General features: G+C 70.5%; 19 protein-coding genes and 1 pseudogene. 10 read left to right on the forward strand and 10 right to left on the reverse strand.

The annotated features are described in order from the left end of the window. Positions 1 to 19 precede the first annotated feature (19 nt). The gene (trpS, locus tag ACWGR4_RS38895) at positions 20 to 1,147 is read right to left on the reverse strand and encodes a tryptophan--tRNA ligase (protein WP_452130928.1); all 1,128 of its coding nucleotides are present in this window, start codon (positions 1,145 to 1,147) and stop codon (positions 20 to 22) included. Between the two features lie 883 nt (positions 1,148 to 2,030). Continuing rightward, positions 2,031 to 2,276 (reverse strand): hypothetical protein, encoded by a 246-nt coding sequence (locus ACWGR4_RS38900; protein ID WP_452130929.1) that lies wholly within the window; start codon positions 2,274 to 2,276, stop codon positions 2,031 to 2,033. 464 nt (positions 2,277 to 2,740) lie between these two features. On the opposite strand from ACWGR4_RS38900, the gene ACWGR4_RS38905 reads away from it, so the two are divergent. Further along, positions 2,741 to 3,010, forward strand: a complete 270-nt coding sequence (locus tag ACWGR4_RS38905) for a GntR family transcriptional regulator (RefSeq protein ID WP_452130930.1) — start codon at positions 2,741 to 2,743, stop codon at positions 3,008 to 3,010. A gap of 73 nt (positions 3,011 to 3,083) precedes the next feature. On the opposite strand, the gene ACWGR4_RS38910 is transcribed toward ACWGR4_RS38905, so the two are convergent. Both ACWGR4_RS38910 and ACWGR4_RS38915 read right to left on the reverse strand, forming a co-directional pair. After that, positions 3,084 to 4,181: a hypothetical protein gene (locus tag ACWGR4_RS38910; RefSeq protein WP_452130931.1), complete on the reverse strand. Its 1,098-nt coding sequence runs from the start codon at positions 4,179 to 4,181 to the stop codon at positions 3,084 to 3,086. A 974-nt stretch (positions 4,182 to 5,155) separates the two neighbouring features. Beyond that, positions 5,156 to 5,389 carry a hypothetical protein gene (locus tag ACWGR4_RS38915; RefSeq protein ID WP_452130932.1) on the reverse strand — a complete coding sequence of 78 codons (234 nt, stop codon included), beginning with the start codon at positions 5,387 to 5,389 and terminating at the stop codon, positions 5,156 to 5,158. A 436-nt stretch (positions 5,390 to 5,825) separates the two neighbouring features. On the opposite strand from ACWGR4_RS38915, the gene ACWGR4_RS38920 reads away from it, so the two are divergent. The 3 genes from ACWGR4_RS38920 to ACWGR4_RS38930 all read left to right on the forward strand — a co-directional run bounded on the left by ACWGR4_RS38920 (position 5,826) and on the right by ACWGR4_RS38930 (position 8,043). Then, positions 5,826 to 6,587, forward strand: a complete 762-nt coding sequence (locus tag ACWGR4_RS38920) for an XRE family transcriptional regulator (protein WP_452130933.1) — start codon at positions 5,826 to 5,828, stop codon at positions 6,585 to 6,587. A 727-nt stretch (positions 6,588 to 7,314) separates the two neighbouring features. Beyond that, the gene (locus tag ACWGR4_RS38925; protein ID WP_452134118.1) at positions 7,315 to 7,659 is read left to right on the forward strand and encodes a hypothetical protein; all 345 of its coding nucleotides are present in this window, start codon (positions 7,315 to 7,317) and stop codon (positions 7,657 to 7,659) included. A gap of 120 nt (positions 7,660 to 7,779) precedes the next feature. Next, positions 7,780 to 8,043, forward strand: coding sequence for a hypothetical protein (locus ACWGR4_RS38930; protein ID WP_452134119.1), 264 nt, complete (start codon positions 7,780 to 7,782; stop codon positions 8,041 to 8,043). A 665-nt stretch (positions 8,044 to 8,708) separates the two neighbouring features. Here the strand turns inward: ACWGR4_RS38930 and ACWGR4_RS38935 are convergent. The 3 genes from ACWGR4_RS38935 to ACWGR4_RS38945 all read right to left on the reverse strand — a co-directional run bounded on the left by ACWGR4_RS38935 (position 8,709) and on the right by ACWGR4_RS38945 (position 11,543). Continuing rightward, entirely contained in the window at positions 8,709 to 9,206 is a 498-nt protein-coding gene (locus tag ACWGR4_RS38935; RefSeq protein WP_452134120.1) for a hypothetical protein, read from the reverse strand. Continuing rightward, on the reverse strand, positions 9,203 to 9,457 hold the full coding sequence (locus tag ACWGR4_RS38940; RefSeq protein WP_452134121.1) for a hypothetical protein: 255 nt from the start codon (positions 9,455 to 9,457) through the stop codon (positions 9,203 to 9,205). Before ACWGR4_RS38940 ends, ACWGR4_RS38935 begins: the two co-directional genes overlap by 4 nt. Before the next feature lie 304 nt (positions 9,458 to 9,761). After that, entirely contained in the window at positions 9,762 to 11,543 is a 1,782-nt protein-coding gene (locus ACWGR4_RS38945; RefSeq protein ID WP_452134132.1) for a recombinase family protein, read from the reverse strand. Between the two features lie 1,074 nt (positions 11,544 to 12,617). Between ACWGR4_RS38945 and ACWGR4_RS38950 the strand changes: the two genes are divergently transcribed. Then, the gene (locus ACWGR4_RS38950) at positions 12,618 to 13,535 is read left to right on the forward strand and encodes a serine/threonine-protein kinase (protein ID WP_380003601.1); all 918 of its coding nucleotides are present in this window, start codon (positions 12,618 to 12,620) and stop codon (positions 13,533 to 13,535) included. Positions 13,536 to 13,572: 37 nt separating this feature from the next. Here ACWGR4_RS38950 and ACWGR4_RS38955 read toward each other — a convergent pair whose 3' ends face one another. Beyond that, a complete protein-coding gene (locus tag ACWGR4_RS38955) occupies positions 13,573 to 14,745 on the reverse strand; it encodes an ROK family transcriptional regulator (RefSeq protein ID WP_452134061.1) in 1,173 nt (390 codons plus the stop codon). A 284-nt stretch (positions 14,746 to 15,029) separates the two neighbouring features. On the opposite strand from ACWGR4_RS38955, the gene ACWGR4_RS38960 reads away from it, so the two are divergent. Then, positions 15,030 to 16,283 (forward strand): MFS transporter, encoded by a 1,254-nt coding sequence (locus ACWGR4_RS38960; RefSeq protein WP_452134060.1) that lies wholly within the window; start codon positions 15,030 to 15,032, stop codon positions 16,281 to 16,283. An 84-nt stretch (positions 16,284 to 16,367) separates the two neighbouring features. On the opposite strand, the gene ACWGR4_RS38965 is transcribed toward ACWGR4_RS38960, so the two are convergent. Then, positions 16,368 to 17,063, reverse strand: coding sequence for a type 1 glutamine amidotransferase domain-containing protein (locus ACWGR4_RS38965; RefSeq protein WP_380003598.1), 696 nt, complete (start codon positions 17,061 to 17,063; stop codon positions 16,368 to 16,370). Positions 17,064 to 17,195: 132 nt separating this feature from the next. Here ACWGR4_RS38965 and ACWGR4_RS38970 point away from each other — a divergent pair, with 132 nt between their 5' ends. After that, entirely contained in the window at positions 17,196 to 18,212 is a 1,017-nt protein-coding gene (locus tag ACWGR4_RS38970) for a LysR family transcriptional regulator (RefSeq protein WP_452132336.1), read from the forward strand. A gap of 30 nt (positions 18,213 to 18,242) precedes the next feature. Here the strand turns inward: ACWGR4_RS38970 and ACWGR4_RS38975 are convergent, their stop codons facing one another. Continuing rightward, on the reverse strand, positions 18,243 to 19,295 hold the full coding sequence (locus ACWGR4_RS38975; RefSeq protein ID WP_452132337.1) for a 2-dehydropantoate 2-reductase: 1,053 nt from the start codon (positions 19,293 to 19,295) through the stop codon (positions 18,243 to 18,245). A 163-nt stretch (positions 19,296 to 19,458) separates the two neighbouring features. On the opposite strand from ACWGR4_RS38975, the gene ACWGR4_RS38980 reads away from it, so the two are divergent. The 3 genes and pseudogenes from ACWGR4_RS38980 to ACWGR4_RS38990 form a co-directional block, all read left to right on the forward strand. Next, positions 19,459 to 20,223 carry an SDR family NAD(P)-dependent oxidoreductase gene (locus tag ACWGR4_RS38980; RefSeq protein ID WP_452132338.1) on the forward strand — a complete coding sequence of 255 codons (765 nt, stop codon included), beginning with the start codon at positions 19,459 to 19,461 and terminating at the stop codon, positions 20,221 to 20,223. 123 nt (positions 20,224 to 20,346) lie between these two features. After that, on the forward strand, positions 20,347 to 20,721 hold the full coding sequence (locus ACWGR4_RS38985; protein ID WP_452132339.1) for a MerR family transcriptional regulator: 375 nt from the start codon (positions 20,347 to 20,349) through the stop codon (positions 20,719 to 20,721). Between the two features lie 216 nt (positions 20,722 to 20,937). Next, a pseudogene (locus ACWGR4_RS38990) lies at positions 20,938 to 21,367 on the forward strand (sigma factor); the annotation flags it as partial. Positions 21,368 to 21,458: the final 91 nt, after the last annotated feature.

A 21,458-nucleotide genomic window follows, 5' to 3' on the forward strand; every position in this document is an offset into this window, starting at 1 on the left:
TTCGGTTGCCGCCTTCCCTTCAGTACATGCTGCGCATCGCCGTTCGGACCTCGCGCAACGTCTCGTCGGCCACCGCGTTCGCCCGCTCGTTGCCGGCCCGCAACACGCGCCGGACCTGCTCGGGATCGCGGGCGAATTCGGCGCGCCGGGCCCGGATCGGGGCCAGGAACTCGTTCACCGCCTCGGTGACGGTCCGCTTCAGCGCAGCGGCTCCGGCGGCGCCGATCTCCTCGGCCACCTCGTGCGGGTCGCGCCCCTGGCACAGCGCGGCCAACAACACCAGGCCGGCCACGCCGGGCCGGGCGACGGGGTCGTAGGTGATGTGCCGGTCGGCGTCGGTCCGGGCCACGCGGATCAGCCGGGCCGTCTCGTCCGCGCTCGCCCCGAGCGGGATCGCGTTGCCCCGGCTCTTGCTCATCTTGGTGCCGTCGGTGCCCAGCAGCAGCGGCGCGGCCGACAGCAGCGCGTCGGGCACGGGGAAGACCGGCCGGCCGCCCGTCGGGTAGCGGTCGTTGAACCGGCGGGCGATGGACCGGGTGAGTTCGACGTGCGGCAACTGGTCCTGGCCGACCGGGACGAGATTGCCCTTGCAGAACAGGATGTCGGCGGCCTGATGGGCGGGGTAGGTGAACATCAGCCCGCTGACGGCGGCCTGCCGCGAGTGCGCGATCTCGTCCTTGACGGTCGGATTGCGGTTCAGCTCGGCGACCGAGACGAGGCTGAGGAACGGCAGCAAGAGTTGGTTCAGCGCCGGGATCGCGCTGTGCGTGAAGATGGTGGTGCGGTCGGGGTCGATCCCGATGGCCAGGTAGTCGAGCACCAGGCCCTCGACGTATTCGACCAGGCGCTCGGCGACGTCCCGGTCGGTCAGTACCTGGTAGTCGGCGATGATGAGGAATCCCTCGACGCCGAGGTCCTGGAGCCGCACCCGGTTGTGCAGGGTGCCGAAGTAGTGCCCGAGGTGGAGGGGGCCGGTCGGCCGGTCGCCGGTGAGCACCCGAAACCGGCCGGGCTCGTGTCGGATCCGCTCCTCCAGTTCGGCGCTGCGAAGCTGCGCGGCGGAGGTACCGATGGCGTCGGTCGGTGTGGTGGGGGTGGTCGCGCCGACGGCCGTGCCGGCCGTGGTGGTGTCGAGCAGGTCGTTCATGATCCGTCTCCCGGTGGGTGGTCGGCGGGCCGCCGCCGGAACGACACCCGCCCGCCTCCCACTTCGGGACACGAAAAAAGGGCCGTCCGTACGAACGACCCTGGTCAGGCCCGAATGGGCGGTCGCTCCTACGCGGAGCGCCACCAACTCGTACCCGATACACGATGCATCCCCCGAGCATAGCGCGCGCCCGACGCCGTGGTGAGGTTTCCGGTGTTCCCGTCGGTGCGAACGCCCGGGCCGCCGGAGGTGTTGCGCAGCGGAGACGTGACCCGTGGCAGTCGGGGTCTGCGCACCCGCCGATGAGCCGAAGATGCTCGACCGCCGATGCGCCGCTCTGAGCGGAATGGGCGGGTCGCGGCGGTCGAGTGGCCGGGCGAGTACGTCGGGAGGCCGGAGTCGTGGCATGCGCGAAGCGGCGGGCGGGGGTCGCGGGTTGAGCAGGGGCGGGGCTGGGGTCGCGAGATGAGCCGAGGGGAGCGCGCCGAGGTCGCGTGTGCGGCGCAACGGGGCACCGGAGTCGCGTGTGCAGCGTTGCCTTTTTTGGGCGCTTCGCGCCGGCTCGCGAGGCACCACTTTTTTCTCTCCCCGCTTCGCCGAACGAGAGCTACTAGACGGGAGTGGTCTGAAAGAGCCCCGCCCGGCATCGGGTGGCCGGACGGGGCGGGGCCGAGCTAGAACGCGAGCGTTACGGGCGGCAGCGGGTCACGCTCGGGCAGGAAGCCCGGGTCAGGCTGCGGCAGCGGCGGGAACGCCGGGGCGTGCTCGGTGCAGCCGTACAAGGTCCACCCGGATGCACCGCGCCCGGACTCGATCACCTGCACCGGAACCAGGTCGGTTGTGCTGTCACAGCGGCAGCAGTGGCGGTAGGACGGGGCGGGGATCATACGTACGCCACCCCCGGCGTGACGATCGGGTAGTCAAGGTCCCATCCGGCACGGGCGGCATCGGCGGCATCTCGGCGCGCCTGTTGTAGGGCTGCCTCCCATGCGTGGGCGGCACTGCGCCGTGCTCGCTCCTCGGCTTCCCGCTCGCGCTGCTCATTGATGCGTGCCCACTCTGCGTCTTCCTTGGCTTGCCGCTCGGCTCGCTCGCTTTCGAAGGCCGTGATGTACGGACGGACGATCACGTATTCCGGGTCGGATTCGGCGCCGGGTCGGGGGTTGCAACAGGCTCAAGAACCGGGTTGGAGCGGCGATCGGGGATAACGACGGCTACGGGCGCCGGCGGGGCGATCGGGCGCCATACCAGGGCAGTCGCAGTCCCCCGGTTGCCCGGTCCGGTCGGGCTGGGGTGGGTCGGCTTGGGTCGGGAGATGGGGCGGGCGCGGTGTGCGCCGGTCGCCGATCGAGGGGTGAGGAGTCGCAACACCCATTCGAGCGCGCGGGCAATAGGATTCGTCATGTCTTCAGCTCCTGTAACGAGCTTGCTGAGGGCCACTCCCGGGACCGTTGGCGCGGTCGCCGGGGCTTTCGTTTTTCACTGACGTTAACCGAGGTTGTACCCCCTTGTACACCCAAGCATCCGGCAGTGCCCTGACATACCCCCATGTACCCGGGTGAGCCCAGACGTGCCGGTCACTACGATGCGGGCATGCCGTCGATTGATCGAGACTCGCCCGTGCCTCCCTCGCAACAGATTGCGGCGGCACTGACCAGGGCAATGGACACCCCGGGTGCTGAATGGCCGGCTGATCGACGTATCCCGTCCGAGAACGAACTCATGGAGCAGTGGGGCGTGACCCGCCGAACGGCGCACAAGGCCGTTGAGACGTTGATCGAGAGTGGTCGGGCGTACCGCGTCAAGGGAATGGGGACGTACGTCATGCGCGACCAGGGCGCCGAGGTCAACCCGTCGGAGTGATCGGCGGGGCGGGTGCTGCCCAGGAAGCGATCAGCCCCGACCCGTGTTGCTTTGGGCCGGGGCTGACACGGTGCTAAACGCCGGACGCCGGTCCGACGTCAACCCGCCCGTTCGGTCCGTCGCACCAAGTGCGCTGACCGTCCGGGGTTACGGTCACTCCGTGCTGTTCCCGGGTCGGTTCTCCCCGGCTGCACCAATCCTTGAATGCTGTCTCGGCTTCCGCCCACAAGTCGCGCGGACCATTTTCGTTCACCTCGAACTTGTCGGCCCCGGGCTTGTAGTCCACCGATGCCCAGGACAGTCCGTCACTGAGCCATTGCGTGTACTCGCCTGCCGTATCGCCGTGCCCGAAGTACACGCGTTGTTCGACCTCGGGCAGGCAGAGCCCGATTGCGAACTCGGCATGTTCTTCCCGCATGGGTCGCGGGTCGGTCGTGGTGTGTCGAACCCTCTTGGTGTCCGGGTCCGCGATGACGTCGCCGACGAACTCGCGGGTGTCGAACCGACGTCGTTGCGACCGTGCCCACATGAAGTTCACGCTGCCCACGAACGGGCCGCTTGCCGTGCCGTCGCCGTTGACGACAAGGCGTAGAAGCCCGCTGTTGTGGAACGCGGTTCCCCAGGGCGTGAGGATCACACCGCCGGGCTTCACTTGCTCCGGCCACTCGTACGGGACGTGCTGAACCGCCATGGTCGCGATGAGGCGGTCGTACGGCGCGCCGTCCGGGTACCCCCGCAATCCGTCGCCCACGATTACGAACGGCTCTGCGTCGCAGGCAAACAGGTTCTCTTTCGCCTGTACCGCAAGGGCCGGGTCCACCTCCATCGAGATCACCCCGCCGTCCGTCAGTGCAGTGGCCAACAGCGCGGCGTTCCATCCGGTGCCGGTCCCGACTTCGAGGACGCGGTGATCCGGACGGATGTCGAGTTGTTCGAGCATGAGCCGAACCAGGGACGGCATCGACGCGGACGACGACGGGAACAGTCCGCCCCCTTCCGCTCCGTCATCCATTTGGGTGACGAGAGGGATGTCCGCCGCTACAGCGTCCGCCCACGCGTCCGGGTTCGTCTCGCGGTTGATCGGTTCGTCGGCGTCCGTCCACACCACATCAGGGATGTACGGACGCCGGGGGACCGCTGTGAACACCCGATCCCAATCGACTTCGGTCACTTGTCCTTGTCCTTGTCCGGCGCGGGCTTGGGCGGGGGTACTTGGCCGTCCCGCTCCCGAAGGGGGGTCTTGCTGTCTCCGTCGTCGCCGGGCTTGTTGTGCTGTCCCATTGCCGTACCTCCCGAGTTGTCGAGTCGGTATCCATGCTGTGCCTGCCCGCCTGTTGCGGGACGCCGAATACCCATAAGGGGTGAGGCTGTTCCGTTTCCGCCGGCGGGTGGTCTCAGGTCCCCGTGGGGTGGTCCGGACGATCGGCACGCCGGACGCTTGCGGGGACAAGGGGTTGCGCGTGGACGGATCCGCCGGAATCCGGCCGGGTCGTGTCCGCCGTCAGCCTGGACAGTGGTGCCGTCCACTTGGATCGGTGCATCACGTGGGGTTGCACGATGCCCCAGAGCACCCCCGTTTGCGTGTTCGGTCGCGTATCCATGAGCACCCCGGGCGGATACGGCGGGTCCTGATCGGGCCGGACGGCGAAATCCATATGCCGCACGCCGGCACCGATGGACGGAGTCCGGCGCCCCGCCGGCGAGAACTCACGCCACACCGACACGTGCTCTCTCCTTTCCGGTTGGGTGGGGCAGGGGTCCGGCCAACGGTGGACGGAGGTTGCCGGTTCACCCTGCCCCCTGCCGCGCACGGATCGGCCGTACGCGGGTCAGGTGCCGTCCCGCCGGACAGACACCCGTCTATGGGCCCAGTTGGGTCATTCGAGCCTGTTGTAAGTGGCCGGACAGTTCGTGCACTTCATCGGCGTGATGCCCAACTGCGTCTGGCCGTGCGGCTGGTAGTCGTGAACGCCGTCCGCAGCGCCGGGACATTTATCGCTCATGGCGCACTTTCTTCAGTGAGTGAGTGGGGGCAGAAGCCGCCGATTCGGGGCGTCAATCCGCCGATTGGCGCGGCGGGTCGACCCGGTAGACCTCGGACTCCCGGACCGTGCACGGCATGCCGCTTCCGGCGGGGAAGACCATCTACACCCGGTCGCCGACGAGCCCGGCGCACGTCACCACCTGGTCGACCCGAGCGGCGGGGAAGTTGTGGTTCTGACCCGGTAGTGAGGCCACCCACTCGCCGACGCTGACCGGTTCGGACACGCGCCGGGGCTCCTCCCGGGACGGCGGGGTGCGCGGCACGATGACGGGGATGACCACACCATCCGTGGTGACGGCGTAGTCGGTCGGGCGCCTTGCGGACTGCTTCGGCATCCGCCGTTTCCTTTCCCGGGGTTGGTGCCCGCCGCGCCGGACTGTGGGAGCCGTACCAGCTCGGCGCGGCGGGATCGGGTGCCCTGACGTCCAGGTGCGGGCCCGGACGTCAGGGCAGCCAAGGAACCGCTCGCGGCGGCTTGTTGGGGTCCGGGTAGCGGCAGCTCGGCGAGCACGCACACGACGAGTCATGTCCGGCGCCGTCGTCAAATCTGGAACGACGCGCTGAACTTGCGCAGCTCGGACAACCTCCGTGCGGGGTACGACTGCGTCCCCCGACCGCACCTGGTTGCGATTCCGTCGCCGATTCGGCTTCATACGCAGATGTTCGCGGCGCATGCCAGATCTGCGCAGCGACACACAAGACGGCATTCCGGCGTCATTCAGGGCGGCATATCGGTGTCGGAAGCGTGTGCGCACGTCTACCGTGATCTGCATGACGGAGCCGAACAGCACACTTCGCGCAGTCCGCATGGGGCTGCTTCTGAGTCAGGACGACATGGCCCGAGCCGTTCGCAACGCCGGGGAACGATCGGGGGAACCCAACGGGTGCAGCAAACGACACGTTCAACGGTGGGAAGCGGGTGAAGTGGCAGCGCCACGGCCGGTATACGCCCGTGCGCTCGAGTCGGTCACCGGCCTGCCGATCAGTGCGCTCGGCTTCTCGCTCTCCGTACCCCCGGAACGGGTCTCCGACGACGGAGCCGGCGGGCATGATCTGAAACCTTCCACCGCCGGGGTGGCGCCGGCACGCAACACCCCCCTCCCCGAGGGTCGAGGGGCCGTCGAAGGCAGCTACAGCGGGATCTGGCTCAGCCGTTACGAGTACTACTCCAGCGGTCGGTCCGGTACTTACGTGGGACAGCACTACGTCGTCCTGCTGCAACACGGCAACCGACTTTCGGCACGCAGCCTGCCCGGCTCCTCGGATTCCCCGCTGACCCTCGATCTGGCCATCGACCGGAACGTTGTCACGGGCACATGGACGGAGCAGACCGCAAGCGACGGCTACTACCAAGGTGCGCGCTACCACGGGGCAATCCAACTGCTGGTGGAGCCGACCAGTCGCCGCATGTCCGGGAAGTGGGTCGGGTTCGGCAAGGAGTTCGACGTCAACACGGGGCCGTGGGAACTGGTCTTCAAGGACGCGTCCACATCCAAGACAGCCTTGGAGCGATACAACCGACGCCCCGAATGAAGCATCGCGATTACAAGCGCAACACCGTGCATCGACGCAACGATGGGGTTCGGACTTTTCCGGCATCCGGAGTTACACCCAAGAACGCAGCAATGCCCCGACCCGCCGGCAGATGGCCAACGGGTCGGGGCATTGCTGTAAGCGTCCACAGTTGCAGATACCCACCGAAACAGCTCAATGAGCCGTGCCGGAAATTCGTCTCCCTGCCGCCGAATCAGGCCGGAGGGAGGGGGTCCCCGCCTGGGCTGCGCGCTCAGCTCAGCCCGGACTCACGCTCAGAGCGACGCTCGGCAGCGAAGCCGCCCGGCTGATGCTTCGCGGTCTCGCCGTTGTGGCAGCGCACGCACAACGGGCGCAGACGCTCGGGTGCGTCGGGGTCGGTCACGCCCTGGTCGACCAGGACACGGCGACTGAGCGGGAAGTGGTCGGCGACGACGGCAGGCGCGGCGCACAGCACACACCACGGGTTCGCGTACAGGTAGGCACGGCGGATGCGACGCCAACGGGCCGAGTCGTACCGAGGTGCCGTCTCGTCACGTCGCCGGTTCGCTTCCCTCTGATGTGTCCGGCACTGCCCGCCCGAGGTCAGCTCGGGACAGCCGGGAACCGAGCAAGGGGGGCGGGGTCTTCGCGGCAGGGGGGTACCTCCAAACGGGGGTGTGGACACGTAGCGCCATGGGAAGATCACCGCTGGTCGGCAAGTGGTCGACCCGGAGAGGGGACTTACATGTCTGACGAACAAGCGGTGCCCAACTCAAAGGGCCCGGCGCCGGTTCGGCTTCCGGTCGCCACGGACCCGAAACCAATCCCGGGATCCGAAGTCAAGCCCGAAAGTGTCGGCACGTTGGCGATCGAGTACCGCGATGGTCAGCCCGTGATTGTCGTCAGCGGCGGAAGGGTGATCCCTGGTGGGATCGCGGTGGTTGACGACGCCGGGAACGCTGTCGCTGCCTACACGCCGAACTACTACACCGCCGAGCTAGGGCAGCGAATCATGCGGCCGGACTATGGATGCGACCTCCACTCGCTGGTGTTCGAAAACGTCAGTGACGATTTGCTCAGGGGCATTTGATCTTCAGCAAACACGCTGTCGGCATGGGGGTACCTCCAAACGAGTGGGGGTGTGGACACGTAGTGCCATGGGAAGATCACCGCTGGTCGGCAAGTGGTCGACCAGGAAGAGGACTTACACATGCCTGACGAGCAAGCGACACCCGCCGCAAAGGGCCCGGCGCCGGTCCAGGGTCCGCCGCCCGTGCTGGCCACGCTGGCACTTGAATACCAGGACGGTCAGCCCGTGATCGTCGTCGCCGACGGGAACGCGATTCCCACTGGGCTCAAGGTGGTGGACGCGTCCGGCAATGCTGTTGCGGCGTATGGGGCCCGATCGATGGACGGCATCCCGGACAACTTCATGTCAGGCATGTACACCTACGCCTACGACTTCTATCGCTGACGCACCCCATAACCGGTCGGCTGAGCCCACCCCGCCCCGATACGAGCCGTTCAGTGCCCGTACCGGGGTGGTTGCATGTAGCGGGACCGGCGGGGTCGAACCGCCACTACCGCCGTGTTCGACCGGACGACCAGCCCGGTCTACTAGGGCAGGGTGCGCGCCGCACACTGAGTCCCTTTCGCCACGGTCGCGAGCGGGTCAGGCTCGCCCGGGGCGGTCTACCTTCGTCGCGCCTTCACAGCGGCCGAGTAGCACGGCACACAGAACGACCGCCGGCAGCCGGGCATGTCCGGGCGGGATACGCCACGCGAGACCAGCTCGCGCCGTGTCAACGGCCAGCGAGCCGAGACGTCCGCCCCCTGCCCACAGACCGAACAGAACGGGCTCACATGCCTACTCGGGTCCTGAAGCACCCGCCCCCCTCCGCGGAGCGATGACCGGCGGATCGATCGGCAACCCGTCCGGCCCCGTCGGCGTCACGTCGATCACGACCAGGTCGCCATTGACCGAACGCTGTCGGCGGATACCGCGCGGCATCGGAGCCCCGCCATTCACCACCGGCAACGGGTCGGGAGTGTCGCTCCACACGGGACGACCCATAGCGTCCCGGGGAAAATACGGGTAATCCCCGTGCGGCCCGGGGTCCAACGCATCAACAGCCACGGTCAATCCGTGCCTTTCACATAGCCGTCGAGTTCGGCGTCAAGAGACTCGGAGAACTCCCCGCCGATCCTGTCCGCCATGTTGTCCGCGATACTGACGAGATCCGTCAAAAGCGTGGAGTCGTACCAACGCTGTTCCGGCACGGTAGGTACCTCGTTCAGCACGCCTTGCGCCCTCTGAGCGGCCCCAAGGATCATTGCGCGCTTGGCACGGGCCGCGCGGTATTCCACGAAAGCCATGAACCAAGGCTCATTCGCTAGCAGTTCCTCGAACTTCTTTCGGCTGACACTGCCCGCTTCAACGACCTGTTCGGCGCGTTCCCGATATGTCTTGAGGTAGTCACGACTGTACTGCTTCCGGCGCTCGGTCTGCCGCTCGGCCTCCGCCCCTCGTGCGGCTTCTAGCGCTGCCTGAGCTTCGGCGAGCGGGCCGGACACCTTCTCGGCTTGGGCTTGCAACTTGGCAAACTTCTCGGCGGCCTTCTCAATCTCGGAACTCATGCGGCCACTCCCTCGTTTCCAGCGGCGGACACGTCCCGGCCACTCTGCGCGGCGATCTCCTTGTCGTTCAGGTAGTACCCGAGCGACATCCGAATGGTCGGGCTCAGCCGATCGGCAAAATCCGGGTCGGCGGAACTCCTTGCCGCGAGACCTTCCATTTCCGCGCTGTACTTCCAAAGACCGGCGCGAAGTCGAAGCTTCGTCTCCCGTCGATCCGGGTTCTCCGTGTGATGTTCGGCCTTGATGATCATTCATTCACTCCATGGTGTGCGGACATGGGAGCCGTGGCGCGTGCGCCAAGGGCTGCGCGCGGCATTCGTGGGCTACTGGTTGTAGAGAGCGGCGATGGCCTGCACTCCGCCCGGGTGACGAGGTGACGTTCAAAGAGCTGTTCTGGGGATGCTTCAGAGATCTCTTAAGACATCCCAGAAACAGCTCTTTGAACGTCACCTCGTCACCCCCGCCGAGCAAGGCATGTACGCCGATGTGCGGGCATGCCGAAGCCCCGGGGATCGTGTGGACCCGCCGGGAGCTTCCGGGGTTCTACAGCGGCATCTAGGCGGCTACGGGCACCCGCTCGACAGGGTTGACGGGCTCGCTCGCCGATGGGACAGCGGCAGCGGCGGGCGTATCGATGCGGACGCGGGATCCGGGGTGAGTGGGTACGGTTGGCCGCTCGGTCTCGGCGTCGGCGAGCGCTTCTGACTCCTCAACGACGGGCGCGAGTTCGCCGGTCAGGCTGAACCCGACCAAGGACGTGTCCAGTTCCTTCGGACCGCGTGGCCCCTTGCGCACGGTCAGCTTCGCGCCGGCTTCCAGCAGCATGGCGCGCCTGCCCGCCGTGTCTGCCTCCTGCCAATCGTCGGCGTAGGTGCGGCCGGTCGGTACGGACTCGACCCGTGCCGGGCGTGCGGGGGTTGCTTCCAGCTCGGCGAGCCGACTGTCAAGCGCCGTCATCTGCCGCTCCCACTCGGCCTTGGCTGCCTTGGACTTCTGCCGTCCCTCGCGCGCCGACAGTGCGGCGTACTCGGCGAGGGTTGCGTCTATCTCGGGCTGCGGGTCGTAGCCGGGTGTGGTGATCGTGCGCCGGTATTCGATCGGTCCCACGATGCGCAGGAACTCGCCGGTCACGTAGGCGTCGACCCACTCGGCGCGAACGATGGCCGATCGGTCGCATCGCTCGCCCCGGGCGCGGGGGTTGCAGTAGTAGATGGCATACGGGCGCGCGTCGTCGCCCTGGTGCCGGTACATGCGCCCGCCGCACGCGTCGCAGTGGATCACGCGCAACAGGAACGCGTCGGCCGAGTCCCGGCGCATGGCGCCGTTCCACTTGTGGCAGCGCTCCGTCACTGCCGCGCCGATCCGGTCGAACTCTTCCCGGGTCAGGATCGGGTCCGTGGTGAACATGACCGGAGCGCCGGACGCATCGCGCACGGGTGCACCTTCGTGCATCTTCCACCCGAGCAACGTGGGGGAGGTCAACACGCCCTTGATGGTGTTCGCGGTCCACTTGAAGCGCTCGACCACGCGCCCGTTCTTCCCGCCGGACTTCCCGCCGATCGGGCGCCCCTTCAACCGTGACGTGTGGTCGCGCCACGTCAGCTTGTTGTCGGCGTTGAGCCCGTCCGCGATGGATTGCAGGGACGCGCCGGCGAGTAGTTCCCGGATCATGCGCTCAAGCAGCCCGACCCCGTACTTGTCCGGTTCGAGGGTCATGCCGGCGCCGCCGTGCTCGGCGGGCATCGGTACGGACCGGTAGGCGAACGGGGCACGTCCGCCGCGCCACCGAAGCGGCATGGTGCGCATGGCTGCCTGAGCGCCGGTCACGCGGTCCGATGTGGATTGGGACTCGACCTGAGCGGCGAACGCAAACAGGGTGAGCATGAGTTCGGCGATGGGGTCTACGCGGTTGCGGAAGTCGAACACCATCGGGCCGGACCCGCCGAGTCCTTCGGCGAACACGATCATGATTCCGTGCTCGCGCGCCCACTCGGCGAGCTTGCTCATGTCCGCCATGGACCGAATGGCACGGTCGAAGCGCCAGAACACGATGGCGTCGTACTCGGCGGGCTTGCGCAGCCACTCGCCGAGGTCGGGCCGGTCGAACGGGCTCGTCTTTGACGCGCTGACGTCAAGGTCGCACGCTTCGCGCCCGTCGAAGTTGATCGCGAGTGTTGCCGCCGCGCGGTTGTTGGCGTCGCGCTGCCGGTCGACCGAGGTTGTCTCGTCTGTGAGCACTGAGAGCCGGATGGCTCGCAGTCCGCGAATCGTTGTTGTCTGCATACCCCCGGTGGGGGTCTGCGATGGCTTCGGGGCGGTCAGAGCGGTTGCGGACACGGGGAGGCTCCCGGGGTTGTCCGTCTAGTCGCTCTCTATCGGATCGCTCCTCCGAGAAAAAAGCGGCCCCTCGCTCGGGGCCGGGTGTCCCTCCGCTTCGCTCCGGGCCACCCGGCCCAAGTTCTGCGGCTCCGCCGCTCTCCGCGCTTCGCGCGTCGGTCTTCAGGGTCGGTCCGAGTCGTGGGCGCTGACGCGCCATGGGGGAGCGGCCGTGGGGGTGGGCCGGGTCGTGGGTGGGCTGCGGTGGTGGCGGGGACGCGAGGGCGTGGCGTTGACCGTTGGGCTCGAAGTGATGTGCGGATAGGGGGTGTTCCGCGTCGGGTGGGGTGGTTCGGGTCGGTGGTAGGGCAGTTGGTCGATCCGTACACGATCCTGTTCGCCCTGACCGTCGTGAAGGCGCTCATGGGGCGCATGTGGTCTCGGGTGGTGAACTCCGGCCAGGGCGTGACGTTGGTCCGGGTCCGGGTCCGGGTCGGGGGTTGGGTTGGCGTGGCTGAAGTGTGAGCTTGTGTCTGGGAATCGTCTGTTGGAGGGGGTGTGGGCGGGGCTACCGTGGCAGGGGCTCGAAGCGGCGTCGTGGCTGGTCCGATCCGGTGTACCGGCAACTCCCCCGTCCCCGAACGCGATCGCGGCATCGTGTGCCGATCGATCCGGCGGGGTTCGGCCCGAACCGGATTGAATAGCCCCGCGGAACGCCTTTGGGGAGGCCCCTCCGTGGTGCGGCGGACGAGGCGGAACGCGGCGGACGCCCCGCGCTCCGCCTCGTCGGGGCGGGGTCGGCAGGGCGAGGTCGGCGGGTCGGGGGCGACGCGCACCGCTGTCGCGCCGGTGCGGGCGAGGCGGGCGGGTCGTGGCGGTGCCATCGCGGGCTTGCGGGCGGATTGTGCGTGGGTACGGCGATGGGTCGCAACGTGCCTGCGCAATTGTCGCTTTCGGGGCATCGGTGTCCGAATTCCTGTTCCCTTCCGGGGTTGTCGCGGGGCTTCCAGGGCCCTCATCTGCGGGGCTTCCGGGGAAAACGCCCCATCGCTCTTGCCGGGGGCGCTACCTTCGGCATAAGGACCCGAAGCCCACATGTTCGATCCGTCCACGCTGCCGACCCCCGGGCGGCGGGTCCCGGACACCCGTCAGGAAAGGCCGATTGCCGTGCCGCACCCATTGCTCGACGCCGTCGACACCCCGCAGGATCCCGCCGCTTTCCTGCGCTCGATCGGAACCGTGCACACGACCTTCGGTGACCAGGACTCGGGTGCGGTCTCCTACGGAGTGCACGCCGAGGGGAACTGGTTCGTCAAGACCGGCCCCAACCCCGCGTCCGCGCTCAGCCTGCGTCGCGCGATCGACCTGCACGCGCATGTCCGCCACCCGGCGATCGTGCCCATCCTGCACACCTTCACCGCCGGCGGCGTGCCCGTGACGGTGGGGCCGTGGCAGTCCGGCGAGGTGCTGTACCACGCGACCGTCAAGCGTTCGGGCAAGCTGCTGCGCACCGGCGCGGCCTCGCCGCTGGCCCGCTTTCGGGCGCTGCCGCTGGACGACGTACACGCGGCCCTGGACGCGATCCTCGACGCACACCGGCTGATCGACGCGGCCGGCTACGTCGGGGTGGACTGGTACGACGGTTGTGTGCTCTACGACTTCCCCGCGCGTCGGGTGCACCTGATCGACCTGGACGAGTACCGCAGCGCGCCGTTCGTGCTCGACTGCGCTCGACTGTCCGGGTCCACCCGCTACATGCCGCCCGAGCACAGTCGGCGCGGCGCGCTGGTCACCCGGGCCGGCACCGTGTTCCTGCTCGGCCGCACGCTGCGCCTGCTCCTGGACGCGGGCGACGAGGAACGCGCGTGGCGCGGCACCCTGGCGCAACTCGCGGTGGTCGAACGGGCGACCCGGCGCGACCCGGCGGAGCGCTACTCGAACGTCACCGAGCTTTTCGACGCGTGGAGCGCGGTGGCGCCGGCGGGCATGCTCTCGGGTACGTATCGGGTGTGATCGTCGGGCCCGGCTCGGCGCAAGGCGGCCGGCGGGCTCAGCGTTGTGGGCTGCCGAACAGGGCGTCGCGGGCGTCGTCGAGGGCGGTCAGGACCGCCCCGTCCAGGATCGCGCTGCCCGGGACGGTCCCCGCGAGTACCCGGGTGGGCAGGGGCGTCAGCTCGGCGAGTCGGGACTCGACCCGCCCGGCGAGGGCCGTGCCGCCGGCCCGGCCGGTCTCCCCGCCCAGCACCACGCAGCCCGGGTCGAGGATGACGGCGAGCGCGGCGGCGGCGAGTGCCACGCGGTCGGCGAGTTCGTCGAGGAACGCCGCAGCGGCCCCGGAGTCCCGCTCCGCCGCGGCCCGTACGCACTCCTCGGCGGTACCGGTGAGGCCGTGCCGGGCGGCCAACTCCTCCACGGCGGCGCCCGAGGCCAGGCTCTGGAAGCCGCCCTCGCAGTCCACCCGCGACGGCAGTCGACCCGTCCCCGGGACCGGCAGGAAGCCCAACTCGCCGCTGCCGCCCGACATGCCGCGACGCAGCCGGCCGTCCAGCATCACGCAGGCGCCGATCCCCTGGCCCAGCCACACCAGGACGAATGTGTCCAGGCCGCGGGCCGCGCCGAAGCGCTGTTCGGCGATGCCGGCGAGGTTGGCCTCGTTCTCCAGGACCACCCGGCCGCGGTCGCGGAGCGCGGCCGGCAGGAGGGCGTGCCAGGCCGGGAGGAAGTCCTCCACCCCCAGGTTGCCGGTGACGGGGTCGATCAGGCCGGGTGCGCCGACGCCGAACGTGTGCAGTGTCTCGGCCCCGGCGCGGGCGGCGGTGGCGTCGACCAGGGCCAGGACGTCGGCGATGGCGCGGGTCGGCTCCCGGTTCGCCGGTATCGCGAGCGTGCCGGACGCGGCGATCCGGCCGGTCAGGTCGGCGACGACCACCTCGACGCCGCCCAGGCGGACATCCAGGCCGGCGATGTAGGCGCGCTCCGCGACGATCCCGTACAGCCGCGCGTTCGGGCCGCGTTGGCGGGTGCCCGATTCGCCGGCCAGGTGGATCAGTCCCGCGCTGCCGAGGCGGTCGACCAGGTCCGCCACGGTCGGGCGGGAGAGCCCGGTCAGCGTCTTGAGCTGGGCGGCGGTGAGGGGGCCGTGCTCGATCAGCAGATCGAGGGCCAGGCGGTCGTTGATCGCACGACACGTGCTCGGCGTGGCGGTACGGGCGGTGACTGTCATGGGAACCGATCCTACGCAAAGTCTTTCTTTCAGGAACCCTGCCTGATAATTTTCCGGCCATGACGGAGACGAACACCTGCCACACCCCGCCCACCGCCGCCGAACGCACGGGAGGCAACGCACCCGCGGAACCGGGGGCAACCGCGAGGACCGACACACACGAGGCGGCGAGCGCGGCGCGGGTGGGCGGTGCGCGCACGGTGGCCGATCCGGTGGGCGCGGACGGCGAGGGTGGGCGTGAGGAGGCCGGCCGGGCTCGGGTTGCGGCTTGTTTGATATTTGCGGTGCATGGGTCCGTGGGGGGTGGGTTCGCGGCGCGGTTGCCCTGGTTGCAGGGGCATCTGGATTTGAGTGCGGGGCAGTTGGGGGTCGCGCTCGCGGCGCCTGCCGTGGGGGCGTCCCTCGCCATGCCGTTGGCCGCGTCGCTGGTGCATCGGCACGGGGGGCGGACCGCGCTGCGGTGTCTGATCGCGGTGTGGTGCGCGGTGCCGCTGTTGCCCCTGTCCGCACCGGGGCTGGTCTGGTTGTGCGCGGCGCTGCTGGTGTTCGGCGTCGGCGCCGGGATGTCCGACGTCGCGATGAACACGCAGGGCCTCGTGGTCGAGCAGCGGGTCAAGCGGTCGACGTTGCCGCTGCTGCACGGGATGTGGAGCGCCGGCGCGCTGTTCGGCGCGGGCGTGGGCGCGGCGGCGGCGTTCGCCGGACTCGACGCCCGCCTGCACATGGCGGGCCTGGCCGTGCTGCTCGCGGTCACGGGCTGGTTCGCCGGCCGCAATCTGCTCGACGCGCGGCCGGCCGCTGCCGGCGGCGGCGGTGGCGCCGACACGGAGGCCCCACCGCGCTTCGCACTGCCGTCCAAGGCCGTACTCGCGATCGGCGCCGTCGGCTTCTGCGGGGTGTTCGCCGAGGGTGCGGGCGCGAACTGGAGCGCGGTCCACCTGAAGGAGGTGGCCGGCGCCTCCCCCGGCGTCGCGGCCCTCGCGTTCACCGGATTCGCCTGCACGATGGCCGTCGCCCGACTGCTCTCGGGGATGGTGGTGGACCGCTTCGGAGTGACCCGTACGATCCGCGCCGGCGCGGCCCTGAGCACCGTCGGCGCCGTCGTCGTCGCCGTCTCGCACTCCCCCCTGCCCGCCGCGCTCGGCTTCGCGCTGCTCGGCGTCGGGGTGGCCGCGGTGCTGCCGCTGACCTTCGCCGCGGCGGGCCGGGTCGGCGACAATCCGAGCCGATCCATCGCCGGCGTTGCCACGGTGACCTACACGTCCGGCCTGATCGCCCCCGCGATCGTCGGCGCCATCGCCGACCACGCCTCGCTCAACACCTCGTTCGCCGTGGTCGCCGTCCTCACCGCGGTCCTGATCCCGACCGCGCGGCTGCTCAACCCCTCGGCGCCGCCCCCCGCCGGCAGCCGACCCGCCCCGCCCGAGGCCGCGCCGCCCAAAGCCGCACCGCCCGAGCCCGCCTCGGGGTCGATCCGGATCGGCACCTCCCCGTCGGGCGCCGCCACCACCGTGCTCTTCCCGCCGCCGGAGCGCTGATGGGGCGCTGATGGGGCGCGAATGCCGACCGCGCGGCACGGCCCGGGGCGCACCCACGCCCCGGGCCGTGCCGCGCGGGCCGGATCAGCCCAGGGCCTTGACGATCTCCCGGGCGAGCGGGGCCGCCGAGGCCGGGTTCTGGCCGGTGTACAGGTTGTCGTCGACGACCACGTGCGGCGCCCACGGGCCACCCTCGCGGAAGTCGACGCCCAGGTTGATCAGCCGGTCCTGGAGCAGCCAGTGCGCCCGCTCGCCGAAGCCCGCCTGGATCTCCTCGGCATTGGTGAACGCGGTGATCCGACGGCCGGCGAACGGCGACGTGCCGTCCGCGTCCGCCGTGGCCAGCAGTGCCGCCGGCCCGTGGCAGACCACACCCAGCGGCTTGCCCGAGGCCAGCGCCGCGACAAGCAGCGCGCCGGACGTCGCGTCGACCGCCAGGTCCTCCATCGGCCCGTGTCCGCCCGGGTAGAACACGGCCGCGTAGTCGGCGAGTTCGACCTCTGCCAGGTTCAGCGGCGCGCGCAGCGCGGCGAACCGGTCCAGGCCCGCGGCGACCTCCGCGGCCCCGTCCGGACCGCCGTTCACATCCGGGGCCAGGCTCGCCGCGTCGACGGTCGGCACCACCCCGCCGGGCGTGGCCACCACGACCTCGTGACCGGCCGCGGTGAACGCCTCGAACGGGGCGACCGCCTCGTCCGCCCAGAAGCCGGTCGGATGCCGGGTACCGTCGGCCAGCGTCCAGTGGTCGGACCCGGTGAGCACGAACAGGATCTTCGCCATCTGTCATTCCTCCATTCGGGGCGGCCGAGCGGGGTATGCCCGGGCGTCCTCGTGCGATCGGCCGGCACGCCCTCGCGCCGTCGCGTCGAACGTAGATCGCCCACCCATCAGGGTTCAAATAGGCTCTCCATCATGAGCCATGCGAATTCCGATGGATCGGTGAGCGCGGAGCCGGCGTCGGAGCCGACGTCCGCTCCGACACCGACGTCCGTCCCGACGCAGGCGTCCGCGATACCGGACGTGCGCGGCCCGTTGGACCTGAGCCTGCTGCGCACCTTCCTGGCCGTACACCGGGCCGGCTCGTTCACCGGTGGCGCCCGGGTCCTGGGCCTGTCCCAGCCCACGGTCACCACCCAGATCCGGGCGCTGGAGCGGCGGCTGGGTCGCACGCTGTTCGAGCGGCTGCCCCGGGGCGTGGCGGCCACACCCGTCGCCGACGACCTGGCGGTGCGGGTGGCGGCGCCGCTGGACGCGCTCGCCGAGGTGACCGAGCCGGACCGGTTCGGCGTCGACCCACCGGCCGAACCGGTGCACCTGGCCGGTCCCGCCGACATCCTGTGCACACTCGTCCTGCCCGCGCTGGTCCCGCTGATCGAGCGCGGCGTGCTGCTGCGGATCGCCACCGGGCTGACCGACGACCTCCTCGAGGGGTTGCGCGCGGGTCGGCACGACCTCGTGCTGGCCACGATCCGGCCGCGCGGCCGGACGCTGGCCGCCGTACCGCTGATGGACGAGGAGTTCGTACTGGTCGCGGCGCCGGTGTGGGCACGCCGGGTCGACCCGGCGCGGATCGCCGCCGAGGGCCCCGCCGCGCTGCGCGGGATCCCGCTGGTCAGCTACGCCGAGGACCTGCCGATCGCCCGCCGCTACTGGCGACACGTGTTCGGCACCCGGCTCACCGAACGTGCCGCGATCACCGTCCCGGATCTGCGCGGCGTACTGGCCGCGGTGGTCGCCGGCGCGGGCCTGACCGTCCTGCCGCGCTATCTGTGCGCGGCCGAGCTGGCGACCGGCGCGCTGGTACCCCTGCTCACCCCCGACGACCCGCCGATCAACACCGGCTTCCTGGTACGCCGTGCGGGCGCGGCGCAGCACCCGCATCTGGGCCTGGTGGAGCAGCGGTTGATCCGGGCCGCACGGGGGTGGTGAGGCGGGCCGCGATGGCTCGAGCCGCCTCGATCAGGCCGCCGCGACCGCCCGGGTGAGTTCGGCGAGCAGGTCCGCGCCGCTCCAGTGGCGGGATTCGCCCGGCGGGGCGGCCTCGGCCTCGCGGATCAGTTCGATCAGGCGCGCGTTGGCCGGGGCGGTCAGGCCGTTGCGCTCGGCGATGGCCAGGACCTCGCCTTGGACGCTGTCTATCTCGGTGGGCCGGCCGCGTTCCAGGTCCTCCCACATCGAGGAACGCGCCTGCGCGTCCACCCGCAGGGTCGAACTCGCCAACCGGCGGAACAGCGGGTCGGGCAGCGAGAGCAGTTGTCGGGTGCGCGCGGCGGAGGCGGGGCCGAGCTTGGCCGGGTGGATGCCCGCGGCCCGGAAGGCGGCCAGCGCCTCGCCCTGGCACAGCGCGAGGCAGGCCCGGTAGTCGCGGCGGCCGAGTTGGTCGCGCAGCGGCAGGCCGGACAGCGCATTGATTGCGTTGTTCAGGTTCATCAGCAGCTTGGCGTGTTGTACCTCGGGCATGTCCTCGCGGACCTGGATCGGTACGCCCGCCTCGACCAGCACGTCGACCAGCGGCAGCGCCCGGGGGTTCGCGTCGATCATCAACGCGCCCGAAGTGCCCTGGTGGAACACGGCGGGCTCGGTGCGTACGACGTTGAACGGGACCATGCCGGCCAACACGGTGTGCGCGGGCAGCGCGGCGCGCAACACGGCGGGATTGCGCACCCCGTTCTGCAGGCTGACCACGAGCGCGGCCGGGCTCAGCCGCCCCGCCAGTTCCCGGCCGGCCTCGGCGGTCGCCGCCGACTTGACGGTGACCAGCACGAAGTCGGCGCCGGCGACCGCGTCGGGCGTGGTGGCCACGGTCAGCCGCTCCGGTTCGACCACCGTCGGGGGCCGGCCCCCGCCCGTGACCGTCAACCCGTCCCGGAGCGCGTCGGCGAGGGCCGGTCGGCCGATGAGCGTGACGTCGGCGAATGCGGCGAGCCGACCGCCCAGGTAGCCGCCGATGCTGCCGGCGCCGAAGATCGCGATCCGGGTACGGGGCCGCGAACGGGGAGCGGGTTGGGACATCTACAACCTCCGCCTACGGGTGGCACGGGCCAGGGGCCGGCCAGGGAACCAATCCGCAAGGGTACGTCCCCGCACCGCACCCGTGTTCGAGGTGTCCGGGGCCGGCGCGTGGGCCGATGTGCGCTCGACCCTGCCGTTGGCGGCAGGGTCGGAGCATCGCCGCATGAACACCACCGAAACCCCCACCGCCGGCCCCCGCATCGTGCTGATCACCGGCGCCGGCACCGGCATCGGCCGGGCCACGGCCCGCGCGTACGCCGCCGAAGGCGCGCACGTGATCGCCGTCGGCCGACGCCGCGAACCCCTCGCCGAGACCGCCGAGGGCCACGCCCGGATCACTCCGCTCACCGCCGACATCACCGCCGAGGGCGAGCCCGAGCGCATCGTCCGCGCCATCGCCGAGGCGCACGGCCGGCTCGACGTCCTGGTCAACAACGCCGGCATCGTCGGCACCGGCGGGCTGGGCGCCTACACCCGCGCCACGATCGACCCGCTGCTCGCCACCGACCTGATCGCCCCGCTGCTGCTCACCCGGGCCGCACTCCCGCTCCTGGAGCGCGCCGGCGGCGTGATCGTGAACATCACCACGTCGGTCGGCCAACGCGCGTGGCCGGGCAACTCGCTCTACGCCGCGACCAAAACCGCGCTCGAACTGCTCACCCGCAGCTGGGCGGTCGAGTTGGCCCCGCGCGGCGTACGGGTGGTCGCGGTCGCCCCGGGCGCGGTCGGCACACCGATCGCCGAGCACAACGGGGTGAGCCCCGAGCGGCAGGCCGCCATCCGCGCATGGCAACTGGCCCACACCCCGCTGGGCCGCATCGGCGCCCCGGAGGAGATCGCGTGGGCCATCACGGCCCTGACCGCTCCGGGCGCGTCCTTCGTCACGGGCATCGTGCTCCCGGTCGACGGCGGCGCGGTTGTGGGTTAGGCCGGGGGCCGTTCCGCCGACAGCGGGGGGGTTCGACCGGTCCGCCCTCCCCGTACCCGCCGTGCGAGGATCGGGTGGATCGGGCCGGGATGCCGACCCGTCCAGGCGGACCGGGAGGGTCGGGTGCGGATCGGGGAGTTGGCGGACGCGACCGGGACCACCCCGCGCGCGTTGCGGCACTACGAGCAGGCGGGGCTGATCGAGTCGGCGCGGGCCGCGAACGGCTACCGGGAGTACGACGCGCGGGTGGTGGCCCGGGTCCGGTCGATCCGGGACCTGCTCGCCGTCGGCCTGACGCTGGACGACGTACGGGCATTCCTGCCCTGCCTCGACGCCGGCGTCGACGTCGCCGCCCGCCCCCCGTCGGGCACCGCCCTGCGCATCGCCCTCGACCGGCCGGCCGTACTGGACGCCCGAATCGCCGCACAGACCACGGCCCGCGACAACCTGGCAACGGCCCTGTGCCGCGCGGGCGTCGAACGCATCCGCAGCGCATAGGCCCGCCCGTGCCGGCCGCCGGCCGAAACCGCGATGTCACACCCGGCGGGGCTGTCTCGTCTCGGGTCGTGAGGCCGGTTTCCGATACGGGAGGGTGACGGGTATGCGGGTGTTCGTGGCAGGTGGCGGCGGGGTGTTGGGGCGGCGGCTGGTGCCGCGTGGGCAGCCGCGTTGCCCGTCGTGGCGGCGACGGGGGTTCGAGGAGGCGACGGCGTGATGTTCCGGGAAGGCGTCGGGGCGGCCCGCACCCGGGAGTTCGAGGAGTTGCGGCCGCTGCTGTTCTCGATCGCCTACCGCCTCCTCGGCAGCGTCGGCGAGGCCGAGGACGCGGCACGGAGACCTGGCTGCGCTACGAGACGTCGCCGACCCGGCCCGTGTCGGCGAAGGCGTTCCTGTCCGCCGTGGTCACCCGGATCTCGATCGACGTGTTGCGGTCGGCGCGGGTGCGGCGGGAGGGGTACGTCGGGCTTGGTTGCCCGAGCCGCTGCCGACCGACCCGTACCAGGATCCGGAACGGTCGGCGGAATCGGCCGACTCCATCTCGATGGCGGCCCTGTTGTTGCCGGAGCGGTCGAGTCCGCTGGAGCGCGCGGTCTTCGTGCTGCGCGAGGTGTTCGCGTTCGGCTTCCCGGAGATCGCGGCGGCTTGAACGGGAAGGGTGGGCAAGGGGCTTGGGGCCCGGGGGGACGGCCCGGGTGCGGAGTTGGTGGGCGTGTTCGAGTGGTGTGGGGCGAGGG

The sequence above is a fragment of the Embleya sp. NPDC055664 genome (genome assembly GCF_053618075.1).